Here is a 21145-nt window from a genome sequence, read left to right on the forward strand (position 1 = left end):
AATGTCGCTGATGCAGCTTTTCCTTCGCCTGATGCTCGACACCTCCTTTTCAGGAGCGGGTCGTCCGCCGGTTTCCCGTCGCCGCCAAAGGGACGAGCGCGGTTTCACGCTGACCGAACTGATGGTCGTCATCTTCATCATCGGGCTGCTCGCGACGGTGGTGATGATCAACGTCCTGCCCAGCCAGGATCGCGCGATGGTGACGAAGGCCAAGGCCGACATTGCGACGCTCGAAACCGCGCTGGAGCAATATCGGCTCGACAATCTGAGCTATCCGGCCTCGACCGACGGGCTGAATGCGCTGGTCACCCCGCCGCCCGCGCTCGCGCAGCCCGAACGCTATCGCCGCGGCGGTTATATCAAGAAGCTGCCCGAGGATCCGTGGGGCCGCCCCTATAATTATCAGGCGCCCGGGCCGAACGGCAAGGCGTTCGACGTCTGGTCGCTCGGCGCCGACGGCGCCCCTGGCGGGACCGACGAGAATGCGGATATTCGCAGCGAGGGCTGAAGCCCGCGCGCGCGCGCGTCCCGACGCCAACGGATTCACGCTGGTCGAACTGATGGTCGTGCTCGCGATACTGGCGCTCGCGGCGGCCGCGGTGGTGCTGACGATCCCCGGCGAGGAACGCAGCGTGCGCAGCGAGGCCGACCGGCTCGCCGCGCGCCTCGCCGCCGCGCGCGACGTCGCGGTGATCGAGGGGCGCAGCGTCGCGGTGCGCTTCGCGCCGTCGGGTTACGGCTTTGAACGGCGGATCGCGGGCGAATGGCAGCCGCTGCCCGGCCGCCCCTTTGAACAGCGGAGCTGGCCCGCCGAGGTGTCCTTTTCGGCCGAGGGCGGGCAGGCGGTCGCGCGCATCCTGTTCGATCGCGTCGGCACCAGTCCGACACCGCAGGCGGTGATCCTGTCGGGCGGCGATGCGCGCGAAATCGTCCGCGTGTCGGCGACGGGGGAGGTCAGCCGTGGGCGCTGACGGGCCGCATCGGGGCGAAGGCGGCTTCACCCTGCTCGAAATGCTGGTGGCGCTCAGCATCATCAGCATCGCCGCGCTGACGCTCGTGCGGCTCGACGCCTATGCGGTGCGCACCGCGGGCGACCTCGATGTCAGCACCGTCGCGGGCATCGTCGCGCAGAATCGCGCGGTCGAGCTGTGGACCGACCCCGCGCCGCCGACGATCGGCAACAGCGCGATCGGCGTCGCCAACGCCGGGCGCAACTGGCGCATCGATCAGCGCGTGACGAAGACCGCCGACGCCGCGCTGCTGCGCATCGACCTGCTCGTCCGGCCCGAAGGCGGCGGCGGGCAGGCGGCGCTGACGATCATCCGGCCCGCGCGATGAACGATCAACGCGGCTTCACCCTCGTCGAGATGCTCGTTGCGCTGTCGCTGTTCGCGGCGATCGCGGCGATGGGCGTCGGCCTGCTTCGCAGCAGCATCGACACGCAGGATGCGGTGCAGGAGCGGCTCAAGGGGATGAGCGGGATGAACCGCGTGCGCGCGGTGATGGCGAACGATCTGGCGCAGTCAGTGCAGCGCCCGACGCGAGGGCCGGCGGGCGAGGCGGTGCCGGCGTTCGTCGGGACCGCGACCGGCTTTGCCTTTGTCCATGCGGGCGCGGCAGCATTGGAGGGCAGCCCGCGGCCCGCGGTCGAGCGCGTCGGCTATGCGCTCGTCGGCGGCGAATGGCGCCGCGCGACGCAGCCGATGCTCGACGGCACCGCGCTGGGCGAGGGCGACCGGCTGCTGGACGCGGTGGCGGCGGCGCGGGTGCGCTATCGCGACGCGGCGGGGAGCTGGAGCGAGAGCTGGACGTCCGAACCGGGCGACCGCCTGCCGCGCGCGGTCGAGGTGCGGATCAGCCGCACGGGCCGCGCGCCGCTGACGATGCTGTTCCTCACCGCGCCGACCTTGCTCCCGCCGCCTGCAATCGCGGGGGAGGCGCCATGACACCCTCGCCGGGCGAACGCGGCGCGGCCTTGCTCAGCGTCCTGCTGCTCGTCGCCGTGATGGCGGTGATCGCGGCGACCGCGCTCGACCGGCTGACGCTGGCGACGCGGATCGCGGGCAGCGCGGCGACGGTCGATCAGGGGCGCGCCTACAGCTTCGCTGCCGAACAGATTGCGCTCGGCCGCGTCGCCGATCTGGTCGGGCGCGATCCGGCGAAACTGACGCTCGCGGGCGACTGGCTGGGGCGCGATTTCGTGCTGCCGCTGCCCGGCGGCGAAGGCCGCGCGCGGCTGACCGACGCCAACAATTGCTTCAACCTCAACAGCCTGGTCGCCGAAACGGTGCCGGGGCGCCTGACGCAGCGCATGGGGGCGCAGCGGCAATTCGCGGCGCTGATGACCCTCATCGGCATCGAGGACGGCGAGGCGCAGGCGATCGCGGGCGCCACCGCCGACTGGATCGACAGCGACAGCAATGAAGGACGGCTCGGCGCCGAGGACAATGTCTATCGCGCGATGCCCGGCGCCTATCTGCCCGCGAACCGCAAGATGGCGCATGTCAGCGAGCTGCGCGCGGTGCGCGGGGTGAGCGCCAAAATCTACGCGCGGCTGGAACCCTGGGTCTGCGTGCTGCCCTCGACCGACCCGGTAAAGCTCAACGTCAACACGCTCGCCGCCGGACAGGCGCCGCTCGTCGCGATGCTGTGGCCCGGCGAAATCGATCTTGCGACGGCGCGGGCGGCGCTAGCCGCGCGGCCCGCGGGCGGCTATGGCAGCAGCGTACGATTCTGGGAGGCGCCGGCGTTCGATCGCCGCAAGCCGCCGACCGATGTCGCCGAGCAGGCGGCGGTGACGAGCCGCTGGCTGATGCTGACGACGAATGTGACGATGGGGGACGGGTTCTTGACGGCAGTTTCGCTCATCGACGCCAATGGCGGCGCGCCATCGGCCGGCATGGCCCCGCCCGTGATCGTGCGCCGCGACTGGGGCGAGAGCGACTGACGTGACGCGCACCCTGCTGATCTGGCTGCCCCCCGTGACGGCGCTCGCGAACGACGATGCCGCCCCCGCCGCGTGGCTGCGCGTCGACGACGGCCTCGTCGTCGACAGCGGACAGGATGATGGCTGGGTCGCCGATTGGGAAAAGCGGGGCGACGACGGCCCCGACGACCGGCTGGTCGCGCTGGCGCCCGCGTGCGACGTCCCGCTGCGCTGGCACCATTATCCCGACGCGGCCCCGGCGCAGGCCGCCGCCGCAGCGCGGATCGACGCGCTGAGGGACAGTCTGGGCGATGCGGCGGCGCTGCATGTCGTCGCGGGACAGCCCGCCGGGATGGGGCAAGCGGTGCCCGTGGCGGTGACGACCCATGCGGCGATGACGGCGTGGACCGGCTGGCTGGCCGCGCGCGGGCTGACCGCGGCCGCGATCATTCCGGCCGCCGCCGCGGTGCCGCCGCCCGAAGCCGACAGCCTGTGGGCGGCCGAGCTGGGGGGTGAGCGGATCATCCGGTCGGCCGACCGCGCCTGGGCGTCGGACCCCGAACTCGACCCGCTGATCGCGGGCCATCACGATGTCGCGCCGCTCGATGCCGAAGCGATGCGCAACGCGCTGCTGCTCACGCTCGCGGCGCCGCCGCTCGACCTGTTGAGCGGCGCATGGAAGCCGAAGCGCCGCTGGGCGGTCGATCCGGCGATGCTGCGGCTCGCGCGGCGGCTGGCGATCGCGCTGGTCGTGGCGAGCGTTGCGGTGCCGCTCGTTTACGCGCTGCGTCTGTCGGCCGACACGAGCCGCGCCGACGAGGCGGTGGTCGCAATGGCGAAGAAAGCGGGGGTGGCCGCATCCGACGCCAGCGCGGCGGAGACCGAAATCGACCGTCGGCTCGCCGCGGCGGGGGGCGGGCCGCTCGCCTTTTCGGTGCCCGCTTCGGCGCTGTACGACGCGATGCGCGACGCGCCGGGCGTGTCGCTGAAAACGCTGTCGCACCGCACCGACGGCACGCTGACGACGACGCTCGCGGCGCCGCGCGTCGACGACATCAACCAGGTTTTGCTGGCGCTGCAAGCGCGCGGCTATCGCATCACCGCGCAGCCGATGGCGGGGACCGACGGGCAGCAGATGGCCAATATCACGATCCGGGCGGTGCCATGACCGACAGGCTGAAAAACTGGTGGGCGGGATTGTCGGGGCGCGAACGCTGGCTGGTCGGCATCGCCGCGGTGCTGGCGCTGGGCGTGCTCGGTTGGGGAATCGCGCGGCCCGCGGTGGCCGCCTTCATCGACCTGGAAAGCCGCCACCGTGCCGCGATCGAGCGCGAGGGGCGCGTTGCGGCGAAGGTCGCGTTGCTCGGCGCGCGGCCCGCGAAATCGGTCGCGGCGGGCGTCGACGCGGGCGCCATCGACCAGTTTCTTCAGCAGTCGGCGGGCGAGATCGGGCTGACGCTCGACCGCAACGAAGCACGCGGCGCCAATCAGGCGACGATTGCGATCGCGACAGCGAAGGCGCCGGTGCTCACCGACTGGCTCGCCGCGCTCGAAGCGCAGGGCTTCATCATCGACCAACTGACGATCACCCCCGCCGCCGACGGCACCGTCGGGATGACGGCGGAACTCCGAAAGGGCGGACGATGAGCGCGCGGCGGCGCTGGATCGTCGCGGCGGCGCTGCTTGCGCTCGTCCTGCTTGTCGCGACCTTTCCGATGCGCCTCGCGCTCGGCTGGTCGGGCGCGGATGATGCCGGCGTGTCGGCGCGCGCGGTGCGCGGGTCGGTGTGGTCGGCCGAGCTGGTCGACGCGCGGCTCGGCGCGCTGCCGCTCGGCACAGTGCGCGCCAGCCTGTCGCCGCTGGCCTTGCTCACCGGCGAAACCGAACTCGCCTTCGAACGCAGCGACGACCGGCTCGGCGCGCTCGCAGGAAGGCTGCACGGCAGCAGTCCGCGCGGCATATCGGACGTCAGCGGGACGAGCGCTATGGCGGGCGGGCTGGGCCTGATCCCGGTCGATACGATCCGCTTCGAGGGTGCGACAGTGCGGTTCGACGATGCGGGCAAATGCGCGCGCGCGAGCGGGCGGATTCAGCTGATGGTCGCCGCGCCGATCGCGGGGCTCGACCTGTCGCGCGGTCTTTCCGGGCCGCTGCGCTGCGCGAAGGGGCGCGCCGAGGCGGCGCTCGCCAGCCAGTCGGGGATGGAACGGCTGACGCTCGGCTTCGACGGCGGCGGCGCGTGGCGTGCGCGGCTGGCGATCAATGTCGACCGCGATCCCGCGATGGCCGCGGCACTCGCGGCGCTGGGCTTCCGCGCCGGGCCGGGCGGGTTCGTGCTGGCGACCTCGGGCCGGTTCTGACGTGACGATCCTCGATGCCTTGCCCTTCGGCACGGGCATCCTGCTGGCCGGGCTGATCGGGCTGCTGCTGGGCAGTTTTATCGCGACGCTGGTGCTGCGTTGGCCTGAGGGGCGCTCGCTGCTCGGGCGCTCGCAGTGCGACGGTTGCGGACGGGCGCTCGGCGTGCGCGATCTGGTGCCGATCCTGTCGGCGCTGTTGTCGCGCGGGCGGTGCCGGACGTGCGGGGCGAGGATCAACCCCTTTCATGGCCGGGTCGAGCTGGCATCGGCGCTGATCGGTGCGGCGGCGCTGGCGCTGTTGCCCGGCACGGCGGGCTGGCTCTGGGCGTTGTTCGGCTGGCTGCTGCTGCCGCTCGCGCTGCTCGATGCGCGGCATTTCTGGCTGCCCGACCGGCTGACGCTGTTGCTGGCGGTGACGGGGGTGTTGCTGGCGGGACCGATGCTCGGCACGTCGCTGGCCGATCGCTGGGTCGGCGCGCTGGTGGGCGGTGGCGCGCTGGCGCTGCTCGCGTGGCTTTACGCGCGTGCGCGCGGACGGGACGGCATGGGCGGCGGCGACCCCAAACTCGTCGCGGCGACCGGCGCGTGGCTCGGCTGGCAGGCCTTGCCGCTGATGCTGCTGCTTGCCAGCCTTGGCGGGATCGTCTGGGCGCTCGTCGTCCAGCGAAAAGGGGGCTCGCCGCTCGGCGAGCGGCGAGTCCCCTTCGGTGCATTTTTGTGCGGCGCGGCCTTTGTCGCGGTGCCTGTGTGGCCGTTTATTGCCCGATGACGACGGTCACCGCACGGCGATTCTGCGCCCAGGCTTCTTCGGTCGAGCCGATCGCCGCCGGGCGTTCCTTGCCGTAGCTGATGACGCTGATGCGCGACGGATCGATGCCGAGCGAGGCGAGATAGTTTTTCGCGGCATTGGCGCGGCGCTCGCCGAGTGCGATATTATAATCGCGCGTGCCGCGTTCGTCGGCGTGGCCCTCCAGCGTGACGCGGACGGCAGGATTGCGCTGCAGCCACTGCGCCTGGCTTTGCAGCGTCGCCTGATCCTGCGCATCGACATTATATTGGTCGAAATCGAAAAAGATGCGGTCGGAGGTGACATTGGCGACGAAGTCTTCCTGCGATCCCGGAACGACGCCGGTGCCCGTGTCGACGCCCGTATCGGTCCCGGTGCCTTCGGGCGCGGGGGGCAGCGTGTCCGGGGCCTTTTTTGCGCAGGCGCCAACAGCAAGCATGGTGATCGCCGCGATCATCGCGGTGCTTTTGCGTATCGTCATGTCTTCTGTCCTCTTGTTCTGGTGGAGAAAAACCTTCGAGCGCGCATTTCCGCGCGGTCGCGACGCGAGTGTTGAACCCGATGGAGGCCCTTTGGTTCCGTGTTTGTCAAGGCAGCACCGGGCCCCAGCTGGGGTCTGATCCGTCCTGCGGGGTCGGCAGGCGGCGCAGGTTCACGCCGGTCAGGTCGACCTGCCACAGGCTCGACTTGCCCTCGCGCCCCGGCGTGGTGCGAAAGAACTGGATGACGCGGCCGTTCGGCGACCAGGTCGGCGCCTCGTCCTGCCAGCTGTTCGTCAGCATCCGTACCCCGCCGCCCGATGGCGTCATCACGCCGATGCGGAACTCGCCGCCGCCCATGCGGGTGAAGGCAATGAGGTCGCCGCGCGGCGACCATTCGGGGGTGGCATAGCGTCCGCCGCCAAAACTGATCCGCTGCTGGTTCGATCCGTCGATGTTCATCACATAAAGCTGCTGACTGCCCGACCGATCGCTTTCAAAGACGATCTTGCGCCCGTCGGGCGAGAAGCTGCCGCCGACGTCGATGCCCGGCGCGGTGGTGAGCCGCACCGGCGTGCCGCCGTTCGCCGAAATGCGATAGATGTCGGTGTTGCCGCCGACCGCCATCGAATAGAGAATCTGCGTCCCGTCGGGCGACCAGCGCGGCGCGAAGGTGGCGTTCGCGCTTTCGGTCACCAGCTTCTGCGTCCCCGACGCGACGTCATAGATGAACACGCGGACGCGGTTGTTGAGGTAGGAGACGTAGACGATCTTCTTGTAATCGGGCGAGAAACGCGGGCTGATCGCGAGCGCCTGGCCGTTGGTGATGAAGCGGTGGTTGCCGCCATCCGAATCCATGATCGCGAGCCGCTTGATGCGGTTCCCCTTGGGCCCGCTTTCGGCGATATAGGCGACGCGGCTGTCGAAGAAGGGCGCTTCGCCCGACAGGCGCGAATAGATGGCGTCGGCGCATTTATGCGCGGCGCGGCGCCAGTCGGCGGGCTGAATCTCGAACCCCTTGCGCACCAGCTCGCTGCCCAGCGCGGTATCATAAAGGTAACAGCCGACGATCAGGCTGCCGTTCGACCCGGCATCGACGAAGCCGTGGACGACATTTTCGGCGCCGCGCGCCTGCCATTCGGCAAAGCGCGGCGCCTGCACCTCGGCGCGGGTGATCGCGCGGACGCCGTTCGGGCCGATCGGTTCAAACAGGCCGCTGCGTTCAAGGTCGGCGGCGATGACGTCGGCAAGCTGGCGGCCGAGAGCGTCGGTGCGCAGCCCTGCGACGGTCTGAACCGACGCGGTGGCGAAGGGCGGGATGCCGACGACGGTGCGTTCCTGCGACAGCGTGCCCTCGATCGTCTCGCGCGGTTCGGTCTGCGTTACCGCGGGCGGCGTCGGCGCAGTCTGTTGCGCCAGCGTCGGCGCGCTGGTGAGCAGCAGGGCGAGTGACAGGCTGATCGGGCGGAGGAACATGGTGCTTACCTCTTGATGAAATCGAGCGTGTAATTCTGCCAGAAGTCGTAATTTTCTTCGGGCAGGTCGAAGGGCGCGGCAAGTTCGACCGCGCGTTTGGCGCATTCCTGGTGCCGCTGGACCTGGAAACGGTTGCTGTCATTCTCGCCGGTCGTGGTGACGCTGGTAAAGCCCGCAAGCGCGCCCGATTGGGTCAGGCGGAACTTCACGACGGTCTTGAGCTGATCGACATCGACCCCCGACACGCGGCAGCCGTTCCAGCGGGGGGCGACCGCGGCCTTGATGCTGACGTCGATCGACCGGCGCACTTCGGCCGCGGTTGCGGCGGCGGGGGCTCCCTTGCTCGATGGCGATTTGGGCTGCGATTTCGACAGACCCTCGGCGATGCCGTCGAGGCGGCCGGTCGGACGCGCAGCGCGATCGCTGGCGGGTGCCTTGGGTGAAGCCTTGGGCGGCGCCTTCTTGGCGGCGGGGGGCTGTTTCGGCGGCGCCGCCTTGGGGCGCGCGACCGGTTTGGGGGTCGGTGCGGGCGTCGGGCGCACGACGGGTTCGGGCAGCGGCGGCGCGGGCATCGGATCGGGCGCGGCGATGTCGACCATATCCTCTTCGCCCAGCCGCGCGGCGGGGGGCGTATCGGCGATCACCGGCGCGGTCGATTGCACCGCGGTCTCGGCGATCAGGTCGACCTCCATCGGCGGATTGTCGAAGCGGCGCTCGCCCGCGGTCCACTGGACCGAGAGCAGGCCGATGACGACGATATGCGCCGCCACCGCGATGGCAAAGCCGCGTCTTTCATTCCCCCGATTTGCGCCTGCCTCGGCCATGGTCGCAGCCTATTGCCCGCTATCTGAACCGTCGGTGAGCGCCGGATCGGTTGTGCGCGGCCCGGCGGTCTCCGATGCCTCGGCCCCCGTCGTCACCAGCGCGATGCGCGTCAGCCCGGCGCGGTTGAGTTCGCCCATCACGCGCATCACGCGGCCATAGTCGAGCCCCTTGTCGGCGCGCAGCATGATCTGGCGCGGCGGGTCCTCGCCCTCGTTCGCGCGCGCGATCGCGTCGAGCCGCGCGGGAAGCTCGGCCTCTGGCACCACTTCATCGCCGATATAGAGCGTGTCGTCGGCACCCACCGACAGCTGCACCGGCTCCTGCTCCTCGGTCTCGACCGGCTTGGCGCGGCTTTCGGGCAGGTCGATCGGGACGGCGGAGGCGAGCAAAGGCGCGGTAATCATGAAGATGATCAGCAGCACGAGCATCACGTCGACGAGCGGCGTGACGTTGATTTCCGACATCGGCGCGCGGCGATGGCCGCGCCTGCGCCGGGCGCCGGCGCCCGCGCCCGAAGGTCCGGTCATCGCCATCAGGCCTCGACCTCCAGTTCGCGGCTGAATGTCGCGTGCAGCCCGTCAGCGAAGCGGCCGAGCCGCGATTCGAGCCGGTTCAGCCGCTGCGAAAAGGCGTTGTAGGCGATCACCGCGGGGATGGCGGCGAACAGGCCGATCGCGGTCGCGAACAGCGCCTCGGCGATGCCCGGCGCGACGACGGCGAGGCTGCTGTTGTTTTCCGCCGCGATCGCCGTGAAGCTGCGCATGATGCCCCAGACGGTGCCGAACAGCCCGACGAAGGGCGCGACCGAACCGATGGTCGCGAGCGTGCCGATCTTCTCCGCAAGCCGGTCGACCTCACCCGCGATCGCGCTGTTCATCGCAATGCCCAGCCGTTCGCGCGTGCCGTCGCGGTCGATCAGCTTGCCCTTGGTCGAGCGGCGCCATTCGCTGATCCCCGCGCTCAGCACCTTGGCGCTCGGCAGTTCCTCGGCGCCATTCTTGTCAAAGAAACGGTCGATATTGTCGGCGCGCCAGAAATCGCGCTCGAACCGCTCCGACGCGCGCATCAGCTTGCCGACGCCGCGGCCGTGGGAAAAGATCACCGCCCAGACATAGATGGAGGCGGCGAGCAGGCCGATCATCACCGCCTTGACGATGATGTCCGCCTGAAGGAACAGCGCGACGGGGGACAGGGTGGCCGCATCGGCGGCCAGCGAGATATTGTCTAGCAAGGGATATTGTCTCCATTCATGATCGCGGTGAAGCGCTGCACCCAGTCGGCGGGCTGGCGCCGCGGCCGACCGCCGGGGGCCAGAAAGGCTGCCGTGACCTGCCCGTCGGTCAATGTCTCGCCGCTTAACGTGTCATTTGTGCGAAGGATGCGCTGGGCGATCACCACGCTCGCGCCGCGCACGGCTTTGACGGTGCTGACGACGAGCAGATCGTCGTCGAGCTTTGCGGGGCTGCGGTATTTGATCGAAAGGTCGGTGACCGCCCACGCGCCTTCGCCGCCCTCCATCGCCGCGCGCTGGTCGATGCCCGCGAGGCGCAGCATGTCCGATCGTGCGCGCTCCATATAGCGCAGATAATTGGCGTGATAGACGATGCCGCTGAGGTCGGTGTCCTCGAAATAGACACGCGCCCGATAATGATGTTCGGTCCCGACGAAGGCGCCGGGGACGAAGGGGGGTGGGGCATTTACCATCGTTTCGACCGATAGCCGCGCTTCGACTCGTCGCAAAGCCCTCATAAACGGCTCGTCGCAGATGAGCGCCGTTTGGTGGGAGATGATGGCGGAAATCCTCTACATTCCCGCGTGTTTCGTGCCCCTGCCGTCGCAGGGGCGCAGAGTCATTTGTCGAACAGCCCGTCCTGCGCTCCCGCGGGCGGATTGAGCCCCAGATGCTTCCACGCGCTTGCGTTGAGCGTCCGCCCGCGCGCGGTGCGGGCGATCAGGCCGATTTGCAGCAAATATGGCTCGATCACATCCTCGATCGTGTCGCGCGGCTCCGAAAGCCCCGCCGCAAGCGTTTCGACGCCCACGGGGCCTCCGCGATAAATGTCTGCGATCATAAGGAGATAGCGCCGATCCATCGCGTCGAGGCCCAGCGCGTCCACTTCGAGGCGGCTGAGCGCCGCATCGGCGGCGCGTGCATCGACGACCTCGTGCCCTGCGACGCTCGCAAAGTCGCGCACGCGGCGGAGCAGCCGCCCGGCGATGCGCGGCGTTCCGCGCGACCGCCGCGCGATTTCGAGCGCGCCGTCGGGCGCGATCGGCAATGACAACAGGCGCGCGGCGCGGCCGATCACCTGTTCGAGCTCGGCATGGGTGTAAAAGTTCAATCGCACCGGAATGCCGAAGCGATCGCGCAGCGGTGTCGTGAGCAGCCCCTGCCGCGTCGTCGCGCCGACGAGGGTGAATCGAGGCAGGTCGATACGAACCGAGCGCGCCGACGGCCCTTCGCCGATCATGATGTCGAGCGCGCGGTCCTCCATCGCGGGATAAAGGATTTCCTCGACCGCGGGCGACAGGCGGTGGATCTCGTCGATGAACAGGACGTCGCCGTCCTCCAGATTGGTGAGCAGCGCGGCAAGGTCGCCCGCCTTGGCAATCACGGGCCCGCTGGTCGAACGGAAGCCGACGCCAAGCTCGCGCGCGACGATCTGCGCCAGCGTCGTCTTGCCCAGCCCCGGCGGGCCGAAGAAAAGCACATGGTCGAGCGCATCGCCGCGCGCCTTCGCCGCCTCGATAAAGATGCGCAGATTCTCGCGCGCCGCCGCCTGGCCGACGAACTCGGCAAGCGTCCTGGGCCGCAGCGCCGCGTCGGCGTCCTCGGGGGTGCGGATGGGGGTGGTGAGGTCGGTCACTTCGCCGCCTTCTTCAGCGCCGCGCGCACCAGCGCGTCGAGCCCCGCCCCGGCGCCCAGTTCCTCGTTCGCCGCCGCGACCGCTGCACTTGCTTCGCCGGGCTTGAAGCCGAGGCCGGTGAGCGCGGCGACGGCATCACCAAGCGGGCCGGGGGCGGCCGACAGGGCAGGGCCGCCGCCTGCGATTCCGCCGAGCGTTCCCGCCTTGTCCTTCAGCTCGTGCGCGATGCGCTGCGCCAGCTTCGGCCCGACGCCGTTCGCGCGCGCGATCATCGCGCTGTCGCCGCTCGCGAGCGCGCGTTGCAAATCGGCGACTTCGAGCGCCGAGAGGATCGCGAGCGCGACCTTGGCGCCGACGCCCTGGACGCTGGTGAGCAGGCGGAACCAGTCGCGTTCCTCGGCCTTGGCAAAGCCCAGGAGGCGCAGGAAATCCTCGCCGACGAGCATTTCGGTGTGGATGGTGACCTCGCCGCCGGTGGGGCCAAGCGCGTCCAGGGTGCGCGCCGACGCCTCGACCAGATAGCCGACGCCGCCGACGTCGATCACCGCATGGCCTGCGCCGCTGCTGTCGAGCCGTCCGGTGAGTTTCGCGATCATGGCGCCTGCGTAGCGCGAGGAGAACGAAAAGGGAATCAATTTCCCTCTTTGTCAAAGTCACTCTGATTTCGTCAGACCGCACCTGATCCGGGACGGCCAATGTCTGGACGCGACCGGTTGCGGACGGTTCCTCTCCCCTCCCGCTTGCGGGAGGGGTCGGGGGTGGGCAGCGACGGTGCGGTAGCCCACCCCGCTGCGACTAACGAGCAAGCTCGCAAGTCTCGCTGCCCCTCCCGCAAGCGGGAGGGGAGAAAGTCAACATCCGCTTCCCACCCCAAAGCGGCCACCAAAAAAGCTGTCCTACATGGCCCGGCTGTGCCAGCCTTCATCCGGGCTCTTTCAAAATGTCGACAAATCGCTCGCAGCCCGGCGTGGGAACAGGAGCGTAAATCGCGCGCGACCTGCGCCGGGCGCGGTCAATCGGCCGCCGCACAAGGCTGACCTTTCCTGACCTTTGGACCGATTGCGCCGGGCCGCGCCGACCGCGTCGCACCCCGAAGCCGCCATTTCTCAGCGCGTCCGATGGTTCGCGTGGCAGATCGCGACCGCCAGCGCATCGGCGGCGTCCGCTCCCGCTACCTTCGCCCCCGGCAGCAGCACGCGCAGCATCGCCTGCACCTGCTCCTTCGCGGCGCCGCCGGTGCCGACGATCGCTTTCTTGACGAGGCGCGGAGCATATTCGGTGACGGGGAGTCCGCCGCGCGCGCAGGCGAGCAGCGCGACGCCGCGGGCGTGCGCGAGCTTCAAGGTCGATTGCGGATTGTCGTTGACGAACACCTCCTCGACCGCGGCGCAGCGGGGCGCATGATCGGCGATCACCGCCGCGAGCATCGTGTCGAGGTGCGCGAGCCGGTCGGGAAGCGGCGCCTTGGCGTCGGTCTTGAGCTGGCCGTTGGCGACATGGCCGATCCGGCTGCCCTCGACGCGGATCACGCCCCAGCCGGTGCAGCTCAAAGAGGGGTCGAGGCCGAGGATGATCATATTTTCGATCCTCCCCATCGACTTGCGATGGGGAGGTGGCAGTCCCGCAGGGACTGACGGAGGGGATGCGAGCGTAGCGAGCGCTGCGCGCTCGGCCCCTCCACCACTCGCTTCGCGAGCGGTCCCGCTCCCCATCGCAAGTCGATGGGGAGGATCTGCATCAGCCCAGTTTCTCCATCACCGCGTCGGGGATTTCGTAGTTGCCCCAGACGGTCTGGACGTCGTCGTCGTCGTCGAGCGTGTCGATCAGCTTGAACAGCGTCTGCGCGACGGCTTCGTCGGTAATTTCGCTCTTCAGCGTCGGACGCCAGGCGAGCTTGACGCCTTCGGCCTCGCCCAGCTTGGCTTCAAGCGCCTTCGCGACTTCGTGCAGGCTGTCAACGCTGGTCCAGATGTCGTGGCCGTCGTCGGACGATTCGACATCGTCGGCGCCGGCGTCGAGCGCCGCCTCGAACACCGTGTCGGCGTCGCCGGCGCCTGGCGGATAGCTGATGAGGCCAAGGCGGTCGAAGCCGTGGCTGACGCTGCCCGAGGTGCCGAGGTTGCCGCCATTCTTGCTGAACGCGGTGCGCACGTTGGTCGCGGTGCGGTTGCGATTGTCGGTGAGCGCCTCGACGATCAGCGAGACGCCGCCGGGGCCATAGCCTTCGTAACGGATTTCCTCGTAATTATCGCCTTCGCCGCCGCTCGCCTTGTCGATCGCGCGCTGGATATTGTCCTTGGGCATCGACTGCGCCTTCGCCGCGTTGACCGCCGCGCGAAGGCGGGCGTTGGCGTCGGGATCGGGCAGGCCCATCTTCGCCGCGACGGTGATTTCGCGGCTCAGCTTCGAGAAAAGGGCGCTGCGCTTTTTGTCCTGCGCGCCCTTGCGATGCATGATGTTCTTGAACTTGCTATGGCCGGCCACGGCCTACCTCCATCGGATCGGAAAAATCTGGCGCCGCCCTAGCGCGGGCGGCCGCGCGACACAACGGCGTCAGATGACGACCGCGGTTCCCGACGCGCTGACCATCAGCATCGAGCCGTTCTGGCCGAGCACTTCATAGTCGATGTCGACGCCGACGACGGCATTGCCGCCGAGCTTCGCCGCCTCGGCCTCCATCTCGCCCAGCGCTTCCTTGCGCGCGCGGGCGAGCACATCCTCATATTTGCCCGAGCGGCCGCCGACGATGTCGGTGATCGACGCGAACAGGTCGCGGAACAGGTTGGCGCCGACGATCACCTCGCCGGTGACGATGCCCAGATATTCGCGGACGGGATGGCCTTCGATCGTGTTGGTCGTGGTGCTGAACATCGTCGCTCTCCTGATAGTGGTCGGGTGGAAACGTCAGTCGATGCCGAGCGCCGATTTATAGACGTCGAGGATCGCTTCCATTTCCTTGCGGTCGTGAACCGGCATTTTGCGCAGGCGCACGATCTGGCGCATGATCTTGGGATCATAGCCCTGCGATTTGGCTTCGTTATAGGTGTCGCGGATGTCGTCGGCGATGCCCTTTTTTTCTTCTTCCAGACGTTCGACGCGCTCGATGAAAAGACGCAGCTGTTCGTCGGACACGGTGGCTTCGCTCATTTTATACTCCGCTGGAATGAAAGATGATGGGGCGAGAATCGCCCTTGGCGCGTCCCTAGCGGTGTCAGGGATTCTTCGCCATGCTTTCTTCCATCCGGGCGAGTTGTTCGGGGGTCGCGGCGACGTGGAAACGCGCTTTCCACTCCGCCGTCGGCATACCGTGGACGATCGCGCGGCCGACTTCCCTGTCCATGCCACCCGCCTCGGCGATCCAGTCGCCGAGGCAGTTGCGGCAGAAACCCGCAAGGCCCATCAGATCGATGTTCGCGGCGTCGTGACGATGCCGGAGCAGGCGGACAAGGCGGCGGAAGGCGGCTGCCGCGACGGCATCATCGAGCGAGTCGAGAGCGTCGTCGGGGGCGGATGTTTCGTCGCTGCAGGACATGGTTCGGGCCTTCTTGAATAGCTATACGGTGGTTGCGCTGGCGCGCGCGACGCGCCATGCCCTGCACACCGTAACGGCAAACAGGCAAGCGGAGCAATCGTGGTCCAGAGTTTTACCCCCCGCCAGCGCAAGGTGCGTATCCTGGCGACGCTTGGTCCCGCGAGCGCCAATGCGGAGATGATCGCCGCGCTGCACCGCGCGGGCGCCGATGCCTTTCGCGTCAATATGAGCCACGGCGACCATGCCGGCCATGCGCAGGTGATTGCAGCCATCCGTTCGCTCGAAAAAGAAACCGGGCGGCCGACGACGATCCTCGTCGACCTGCAGGGACCGAAGCTGCGCGTCGGCACGTTCAGAGACGGCCCCGCCGAACTGGTGAAGGGCGCGTCGTTCGTGCTCGACACCGACAAGGCGCCGGGTGACGCCAGCCGCGTTCACCTGCCGCACCCCGAGCTGTTCGCGGCGCTCGAACCCGACACGCGGCTGCTCATCGACGACGGCAAGCTGGTGCTCCGCGTGAAGCGCGTATCGGCCGAGCGGATCGAAACGCTGGTCGAGGTCGGCGGCAAGATTTCGGATCGCAAGGGCGTCAACGTCCCCGACGTCGTCGTGCCGCTCGCGGCCTTGACGGAAAAGGACCGCAAGGATCTGGCCTTCGCGCTCGAACAGCATGTCGACTGGATCGCGCTGTCGTTCGTGCAGCGACCCGAGGACGTTGCCGAGGCGCGGCGGCTGATCGGCGGCAAGGCGGCGTTGCTCGTCAAGTTCGAGAAGCCGTCGGGGGTGCAGCGGATCGAGGAGATATTGGAGCTGGCCGACGCGGCAATGGTCGCGCGCGGCGACCTGGGCGTCGAATTGCCGCCCGAAGCCGTGCCGCCGCTCCAGAAGCGCATCGTCGCGACCGCCCGGCGGATGGGCAAGCCGGTGGTCGTCGCGACGCAGATGCTCGAATCGATGATCGTCTCGCCCTCGCCGACGCGCGCGGAGGTCAGCGATGTCGCCACGGCGGTGTATGATGGCGCGGACGCGATCATGCTGTCGGCGGAGACCGCGGCGGGTGCGTGGCCGGTGGAAGCGGTCACGATGATGGACATGATCGCGCGTTCGGTCGAAAGCGACCCCGATTATTTCCGCCGTCTGCACTTCACCGAGACGCAGCCCGATGCGACCACCGCCGACGCGCTGGCCGAGGCGGCGGGCAGCATCATCACGACGATCGCCGCCGATGCGATCATCTGTTTCACCGCATCGGGATCGACCGCGCGCCGCGTCGCGCGCGAGCGGCCGGGCGCGCCCCTGCTCGTGCTGACTCCCAGGAAAGAGGCGGCGCGGCGCATGGGGCTGCTGTGGGGCGCCCATGCGGTGCCGACCAAGGACATCGGCAGCTTTGAGGAGATGATCGCCAAGGGCAAGCGCATGGCGCTGCGCCACGGGATCGGCAAGGCGGGATCGAAGCTGGTGATGATGGCGGGCGTGCCGTTCGGCACGCCGGGGTCGACCAATGTGCTGCACGTCGCGACGCTGACCGGCGACGAATTGCGCGGATATAGTTGAGCTTTCGCTTGCACCTTATCCGTCATCCCGGCCTTCGCCGGGATGACGATTAGAATCCAATCCGCATTTCTGCTTCACTCCGGCACAATCCTTACCGCGCGATTCACAAAAAAACGGAGCTGATTCAGATCGGCACGACTAAAAATGGTAAATGGTCTTTGCACCATTGACGCCGCGCGGCATAGTTGGTGCAAACAGCGCGCCGGGCCCGCGTCGGGGGGCTTCGCATCGCCATTTCGGAGGTTTAGTCCGCGTGTCCGCACCGTTCCGTTTTCCGCGCTTTTTCGTCACCAGCCCGGCGCCCTGCCCCTATCTGGCGGGCAAGACCGAGCGCAAGGTGTTCACCGAACTCAGCGGCAACAATGCGGCGGAACTCAACGACGCGCTGGGCCGCATCGGTTTTCGTCGCAGCCAGTCGGTCGCCTATCGCCCGAGCTGCGCCGATTGTTCGGCGTGCGTGTCGGTCCGCGTGTGCGCCGGCGAGTTCGCCCCCAGCAATTCGCAGAAGCGCAACCTGCGCCGCAACGGCGATCTGGTCGTCACCGCGTGCAAGCCCTGGGCGACCGAGGAGCAATATGCGTTGCTGCGCGCCTATCTCGCGTCGCGCCATCCCGATGGCGGCATGGCCGATATGGACGAGCAGGATTTCGCCGACATGGTCGAGCAGACCCCGGTCGACAGCTATATGATCGAATATCGCGAGCCCGTCGCGGGCGGCGGCAAGGGACGCCTTGTCGGCTGCTGCCTGACCGACCGGCAGGGCGACGGCCTGTCGATGATATACAGCTTCTTCGACGCGCATCATCCGCTGCGCGAGGGGCTGGGCACCTATATCATCGCCGACCATGTGCTTCGCGCGGCGAAGGCAGGGCTGCCGTACGTCTATCTTGGTTACTGGATCGAGGGGTCGGCGCGCATGGCGTACAAGGCGCGCTTCCGCCCGCTCGAGAAGCTCGGCCCCGATGGCTGGTCGCGCTTTGATCCGACGCCGTCGGAGCGGATCGCGGCGATGTTCGAACTGGCTTGATCGGTGGCGGCTTTTGGGGTGGGGCGTTGCTGTTCCCTTATCCGTGATCCCGGCGAAGCCTGTGGGGTGGGTCCACATTTGGAGTGTACCAGTTGGGTAAGGAATGCCTTGGCTGGGGTTAGGGGGTTGAGACATTATCGAGGGGCATTGTTGTAAGCGCGATCGGGGCGGCGGCTTTTCCGGGGTTCTTGTGATGAGCGTGAGGCGCGAGCTGCGTTCGTGGGCGGGGAGGATGGCTTGGCCATGACTTGCAAACGGCATGCGATCGGCATTCCAATGGGCGCGGCAATCGCACATCGCTCCTCAAGCGATAACTGGCGGCAACGCTCTCCCATCGCAACACCTCAAGCTGGGGTTGCGCTTCGTTTGTGAACGAAGGGGCTCTCGACCTATCGCAAAGACGCACCGGTGAGATCCCGGCCCCTTCGACTGCCTTGCAGGCGCTCAGAACAGGCTTCGCCAGGATGGCGAAATCAGATGTCAGTAGCCTAAGGTGAGGTCCACCCGCGGCTCCACCGACTCGCCCTTTTTCCAGCGGTCCAGATTTTCGAGGAAGCGCGCGGCCGACCGCACGAACATCTTGTCCTGCGCGCGACCCGACAGGTGCATGGTGATGTGCGCATTGTCGAGGCTCCACAGCGGGTCGTCGGCGGGGAGCGGTTCGGGCGTCGTGACGTCGAGGAAAGCGGCGGCGATCTGCCGCGCGTCGAGCGCGGCGACGAGCGCGTCCTGATCGACGACGCTGCCGCGCGCGATGTTGATGAGCGTCGCGGTCGGCTTCATCGCCGCCAGTTCCGCCGCACCGATCATGCCATCGGTTTCGGGGGTGGCGGGGACCGCCAGGATCACCCAGTCGAAATCGCCCAGCCGCGCGCGCCACCGGTCGGGGGTCAGCGTATTTTCGCCCGGCGAGCGGCGCACCACCGTCACATCGACCGCAAAGCCCTTCAGCCGCTCCTCGATCAGCTTGCCGATCGCGCCATAGCCGAGCAGCAGCGCCTTCGATCCGAACAGTTCAACCTTGCCCGGCGAGTCCGTCAGCCACTCGCGGCGTTCCTGCGCGCGCACGACCTCGCGGTATCCCTTGGCGACGGTGAGCATCCCCATCACGACATATTCGGCGATGGTGATCGCGTTGATCCCCGCGCCATTGGTGACGACCGTGCCGCGCTCGGCAAGCAGGTCGAGCGGCATCCCGTCGACCCCGGCGTAGATCGAGTTCAGCCATTTGAGGTTGGTCGCGGCGGTGATGACCGCGGCCATGTCCTTCTTGTCATACATGTCGAACCAGCCGATCTCGGCGTGCGGCGCGAGCGCCATCGCCTCCTCCTTCGACTGGAAAAAGCGGGGTTCGACCCAGTCGGGGAGGCGGTTTTCGACGAGGGGGCGGATGAGGCCCGACAGGACGGTGACGGTTTTGGTCATAAACGATCCTTCTGATCCTCCCCATCGCAAGTCGATGGGGAGGATATTCTATGCCTCCAGCCGCCAGTCCCAGCCGAGCGGGTCGCCGTCCATCACCTCGACCCCGGCGGCGATGAGTTCGTCGCGGAGCTTGTCGGAGGTGGCGAAGTCCTTGGCGGCGCGCGCTTCCTTGCGGCGGGTGAGGATCTCCTCGATTTCGACTTCGGTGATGGTGGCGGCCCTGGGACGGATGCGGAGGTCGGCGCGCGATAGCGACAGTATATTGAGCCCAAGCACCGCGTCCATCGCGGCGAGCGCCGCGCGCTTCTGGTCCGCGTCGACCTTTTTCATCGCCGCCGCTTCTTCGAGCAGGGTCAGCGCGACGGGCGTGTTGAGGTCGTCCGACATGGCGGCGTCAAACTTTGCGAGCAGGTCTGCGATCCTCCCCGGAACGGGGAGGGGGATCGGCGAAGCCGGTGGAGGGGGTGGGCGGTCTTGCGCTGCGTCCGCTGAAGGACGCGCCCCCCCTCCGTCATCGCTGCGCGATGCCACCTCCCCGTTCCGGGGAGGATCGAGCTTTTCGACTGCCATCACCAGGCGTTTGAGCCGCGTCAGCGCCGCACCCAGCCCCTCCCACGAAAACTCCAGCTCGCTGCGATAATGCGCCTGCAGGCACATCAGGCGATAGGCGAGGGGGTGATAGCCCTTGTCGATGAGCAGTTGCAGGCGCAGGAACTCGCCGCTCGATTTCGACATCTTGCCCGATCGTTCGACGAGGAAATTATTGTGCATCCAGAAACGCGCGCCGCTGTCGGCCGAGCAGCTGTGCGCCTGATTCTGCGCGATTTCGTTCGGGTGGTGGATCTCGCGGTGGTCGATGCCGCCGGTGTGGATGTCGAAGGGGAAGCCGAGCAAAGCCTCCGACATCACCGAACATTCGAGGTGCCAGCCGGGCGCGCCGCGGCCCCATGGGCTGTCCCATTCCATCTGGCGTGTCTCGCCCGCGGGAGTCTTCCGCCAGATCGCGAAGTCCTCGTCATTGCGTTTGCCCGCAACAGGTTCAACACGAGGGGCCTTAAAAAAGGCGCGCGATTCATTCAACGACCGCTGTAGAGCTGCAGGAAAATCATCTTCACTTGCTTCAGCCGCTACCTGCCAAATAGCTCGAAGTGACTGATATTTTTTGAGTGATTTCCGTTTATAGAAATCGTCAATGACAGCAATAAAGTCGATGACCAATTTTCGCAGCGCGTCGATGCGTTCTTTGGCACCAGCAATGTCCTTCGCGGCCTTTTGTCGCTGGATCAGTTTCTGCATTTCCGCGAGAAGATCGTCTTCGCGCGCGAGGCGACCATAATCGGGGACGGTCTTGGTATTGAAATAGAGACCGCTATCCAGCTCGTAGCAATGCTTGTCGGCGATCGCTTTCGCGAACTCGATCATCTGCGGGACATAATCGGTGGCGATCGACCAGTGTGCGGGCTGGCGGATGTTGAGCGCTTTCACGTCGGCCCAATAGGCCTCGGTATAGTGGCGCGCGATGTCCCAGATCGATTGCGCTTTCTCGGCGGCGGCCTTTTCCAGCTTGTCCTCGCCCGCGTCGGCGTCGTCGGTCAGATGGCCGACGTCGGTGATGTTGATCACGTGGGTGAGCTTGTAGCCCTTGAACGACAGGGTGCGCCCCAGCGTGTCGGCGAAGACATAGGCGCGCATATTGCCGATATGCGGATAGTTATAGACCGTCGGGCCGCAGCTGTAGACGCGCGCCTCGCCGGGGTGGACGGGCCGGAACTCTTCGAGCTTGCGCGTCAGGCTGTTGAACAGCTTGAGCGGCGCGCCGGAGGCAGGGGAGGGGGCGTCGGTCATACCCCGCGCCCATGCCCCGCGCCGGGGCGATCCGTCAACCGA

At 67.7% G+C, this 21145-nt stretch carries 26 protein-coding genes; 11 read left to right on the top strand and 15 right to left on the bottom strand.

Going from position 1 to position 21145, the window contains the following annotated elements; all coding sequences use genetic code 11:
• Position 1 precedes the first annotated feature (1 nt).
• The 9 genes from gspG to SPYCA_RS01355 are packed head-to-tail and all read left to right on the top strand — an operon-like array spanning position 2 to position 6055.
• Complete coding sequence (gene gspG, locus SPYCA_RS01315) at positions 2-508, top strand: type II secretion system major pseudopilin GspG (RefSeq protein WP_120218665.1); 507 nt, start codon at positions 2-4, stop codon at positions 506-508.
• A complete protein-coding gene (locus SPYCA_RS01320; protein WP_120218666.1) occupies positions 483-971 on the top strand; it encodes a GspH/FimT family pseudopilin in 489 nt (162 codons plus the stop codon). The genes gspG and SPYCA_RS01320 overlap by 26 nt, the downstream gene beginning before the upstream one ends.
• On the top strand, positions 961-1338 hold the full coding sequence (gspI, locus tag SPYCA_RS01325) for a type II secretion system minor pseudopilin GspI (protein WP_120218667.1): 378 nt from the start codon (positions 961-963) through the stop codon (positions 1336-1338). The genes SPYCA_RS01320 and gspI overlap by 11 nt, the downstream gene beginning before the upstream one ends.
• The gene (gene gspJ, locus SPYCA_RS01330; RefSeq protein ID WP_120218668.1) at positions 1335-1946 is read left to right on the top strand and encodes a type II secretion system minor pseudopilin GspJ; all 612 of its coding nucleotides are present in this window, start codon (positions 1335-1337) and stop codon (positions 1944-1946) included. The genes gspI and gspJ overlap by 4 nt, the downstream gene beginning before the upstream one ends.
• Positions 1943-2947, top strand: a complete 1005-nt coding sequence (gspK, locus tag SPYCA_RS01335) for a type II secretion system minor pseudopilin GspK (RefSeq protein WP_120218669.1) — start codon at positions 1943-1945, stop codon at positions 2945-2947. Before gspJ ends, gspK begins: the two co-directional genes overlap by 4 nt.
• Before the next feature lies 1 nt (position 2948).
• On the top strand, positions 2949-4094 hold the full coding sequence (gspL, locus tag SPYCA_RS01340) for a type II secretion system protein GspL (RefSeq protein WP_232003445.1): 1146 nt from the start codon (positions 2949-2951) through the stop codon (positions 4092-4094).
• Complete coding sequence (gene gspM, locus SPYCA_RS01345; RefSeq protein WP_120218670.1) at positions 4091-4573, top strand: type II secretion system protein GspM; 483 nt, start codon at positions 4091-4093, stop codon at positions 4571-4573. The genes gspL and gspM overlap by 4 nt, the downstream gene beginning before the upstream one ends.
• Positions 4570-5286 carry a type II secretion system protein N gene (gspN, locus tag SPYCA_RS01350; protein WP_120218671.1) on the top strand — a complete coding sequence of 239 codons (717 nt, stop codon included), beginning with the start codon at positions 4570-4572 and terminating at the stop codon, positions 5284-5286. The genes gspM and gspN overlap by 4 nt, the downstream gene beginning before the upstream one ends.
• A 1-nt stretch (position 5287) precedes the next feature.
• A complete protein-coding gene (locus tag SPYCA_RS01355) occupies positions 5288-6055 on the top strand; it encodes a prepilin peptidase (RefSeq protein ID WP_120218672.1) in 768 nt (255 codons plus the stop codon).
• Here SPYCA_RS01355 and pal read toward each other — a convergent pair.
• The 13 genes from pal to SPYCA_RS01420 all read right to left on the bottom strand — a co-directional run bounded on the left by pal (position 6042) and on the right by SPYCA_RS01420 (position 15252).
• Complete coding sequence (gene pal, locus SPYCA_RS01360) at positions 6042-6554, bottom strand: peptidoglycan-associated lipoprotein Pal (protein ID WP_172594951.1); 513 nt, start codon at positions 6552-6554, stop codon at positions 6042-6044. The two genes, SPYCA_RS01355 and pal, sit on opposite strands and share 14 nt — an antisense overlap.
• 106 nt (positions 6555-6660) lie before the next feature.
• Positions 6661-8028, bottom strand: coding sequence for a Tol-Pal system beta propeller repeat protein TolB (tolB, locus tag SPYCA_RS01365; RefSeq protein WP_120218673.1), 1368 nt, complete (start codon positions 8026-8028; stop codon positions 6661-6663).
• Positions 8029-8033: 5 nt separating this feature from the next.
• Positions 8034-8852 (bottom strand): hypothetical protein, encoded by an 819-nt coding sequence (locus SPYCA_RS01370; protein ID WP_120218674.1) that lies wholly within the window; start codon positions 8850-8852, stop codon positions 8034-8036.
• A 9-nt stretch (positions 8853-8861) separates the two neighbouring features.
• A complete protein-coding gene (tolR, locus tag SPYCA_RS01375) occupies positions 8862-9386 on the bottom strand; it encodes a protein TolR (RefSeq protein ID WP_120218675.1) in 525 nt (174 codons plus the stop codon).
• Positions 9386-10084 carry a protein TolQ gene (gene tolQ, locus SPYCA_RS01380; RefSeq protein WP_120218676.1) on the bottom strand — a complete coding sequence of 233 codons (699 nt, stop codon included), beginning with the start codon at positions 10082-10084 and terminating at the stop codon, positions 9386-9388. The genes tolR and tolQ overlap by 1 nt, the downstream gene beginning before the upstream one ends.
• Entirely contained in the window at positions 10078-10557 is a 480-nt protein-coding gene (locus tag SPYCA_RS01385) for a YbgC/FadM family acyl-CoA thioesterase (protein ID WP_120218677.1), read from the bottom strand. Before SPYCA_RS01385 ends, tolQ begins: the two co-directional genes overlap by 7 nt.
• A 146-nt stretch (positions 10558-10703) precedes the next feature.
• Complete coding sequence (gene ruvB / locus SPYCA_RS01390) at positions 10704-11720, bottom strand: Holliday junction branch migration DNA helicase RuvB (RefSeq protein ID WP_120218678.1); 1017 nt, start codon at positions 11718-11720, stop codon at positions 10704-10706.
• Positions 11717-12316, bottom strand: coding sequence for a Holliday junction branch migration protein RuvA (ruvA, locus tag SPYCA_RS01395; RefSeq protein WP_120222091.1), 600 nt, complete (start codon positions 12314-12316; stop codon positions 11717-11719). Before ruvA ends, ruvB begins: the two co-directional genes overlap by 4 nt.
• Positions 12317-12826: 510 nt before the next feature.
• Positions 12827-13297 carry a crossover junction endodeoxyribonuclease RuvC gene (gene ruvC, locus SPYCA_RS01400; protein ID WP_120222092.1) on the bottom strand — a complete coding sequence of 157 codons (471 nt, stop codon included), beginning with the start codon at positions 13295-13297 and terminating at the stop codon, positions 12827-12829.
• A 160-nt stretch (positions 13298-13457) separates the two neighbouring features.
• On the bottom strand, positions 13458-14204 hold the full coding sequence (locus tag SPYCA_RS01405) for a YebC/PmpR family DNA-binding transcriptional regulator (RefSeq protein WP_120218679.1): 747 nt from the start codon (positions 14202-14204) through the stop codon (positions 13458-13460).
• Positions 14205-14273: 69 nt separating this feature from the next.
• On the bottom strand, positions 14274-14591 hold the full coding sequence (locus SPYCA_RS01410) for a YbjQ family protein (RefSeq protein ID WP_120218680.1): 318 nt from the start codon (positions 14589-14591) through the stop codon (positions 14274-14276).
• Between the two features lie 33 nt (positions 14592-14624).
• A complete protein-coding gene (locus SPYCA_RS01415; RefSeq protein WP_120218681.1) occupies positions 14625-14867 on the bottom strand; it encodes a DUF2312 domain-containing protein in 243 nt (80 codons plus the stop codon).
• Positions 14868-14931: 64 nt separating this feature from the next.
• A complete protein-coding gene (locus SPYCA_RS01420; protein ID WP_120218682.1) occupies positions 14932-15252 on the bottom strand; it encodes a DUF1244 domain-containing protein in 321 nt (106 codons plus the stop codon).
• 99 nt (positions 15253-15351) lie between these two features.
• On the opposite strand from SPYCA_RS01420, the gene pyk reads away from it, so the two are divergent.
• Both pyk and SPYCA_RS01430 read left to right on the top strand, forming a co-directional pair.
• A complete protein-coding gene (gene pyk / locus SPYCA_RS01425; protein WP_120218683.1) occupies positions 15352-16806 on the top strand; it encodes a pyruvate kinase in 1455 nt (484 codons plus the stop codon).
• Between the two features lie 253 nt (positions 16807-17059).
• A complete protein-coding gene (locus SPYCA_RS01430; RefSeq protein ID WP_120218684.1) occupies positions 17060-17833 on the top strand; it encodes an arginyltransferase in 774 nt (257 codons plus the stop codon).
• Positions 17834-18313: 480 nt separating this feature from the next.
• Here the strand turns inward: SPYCA_RS01430 and SPYCA_RS01435 are convergent, their stop codons facing one another.
• On the bottom strand, positions 18314-19258 hold the full coding sequence (locus SPYCA_RS01435; RefSeq protein ID WP_120218685.1) for a D-2-hydroxyacid dehydrogenase: 945 nt from the start codon (positions 19256-19258) through the stop codon (positions 18314-18316).
• A gap of 48 nt (positions 19259-19306) precedes the next feature.
• Positions 19307-21103, bottom strand: coding sequence for a cysteine--tRNA ligase (locus SPYCA_RS19415; RefSeq protein WP_232003446.1), 1797 nt, complete (start codon positions 21101-21103; stop codon positions 19307-19309).
• Positions 21104-21145 lie beyond the last annotated feature (42 nt).

Origin of the sequence: Sphingopyxis sp. FD7 (assembly GCF_003609835.1) — a bacterium.
Lineage (GTDB): Bacteria > Pseudomonadota > Alphaproteobacteria > Sphingomonadales > Sphingomonadaceae > Sphingopyxis.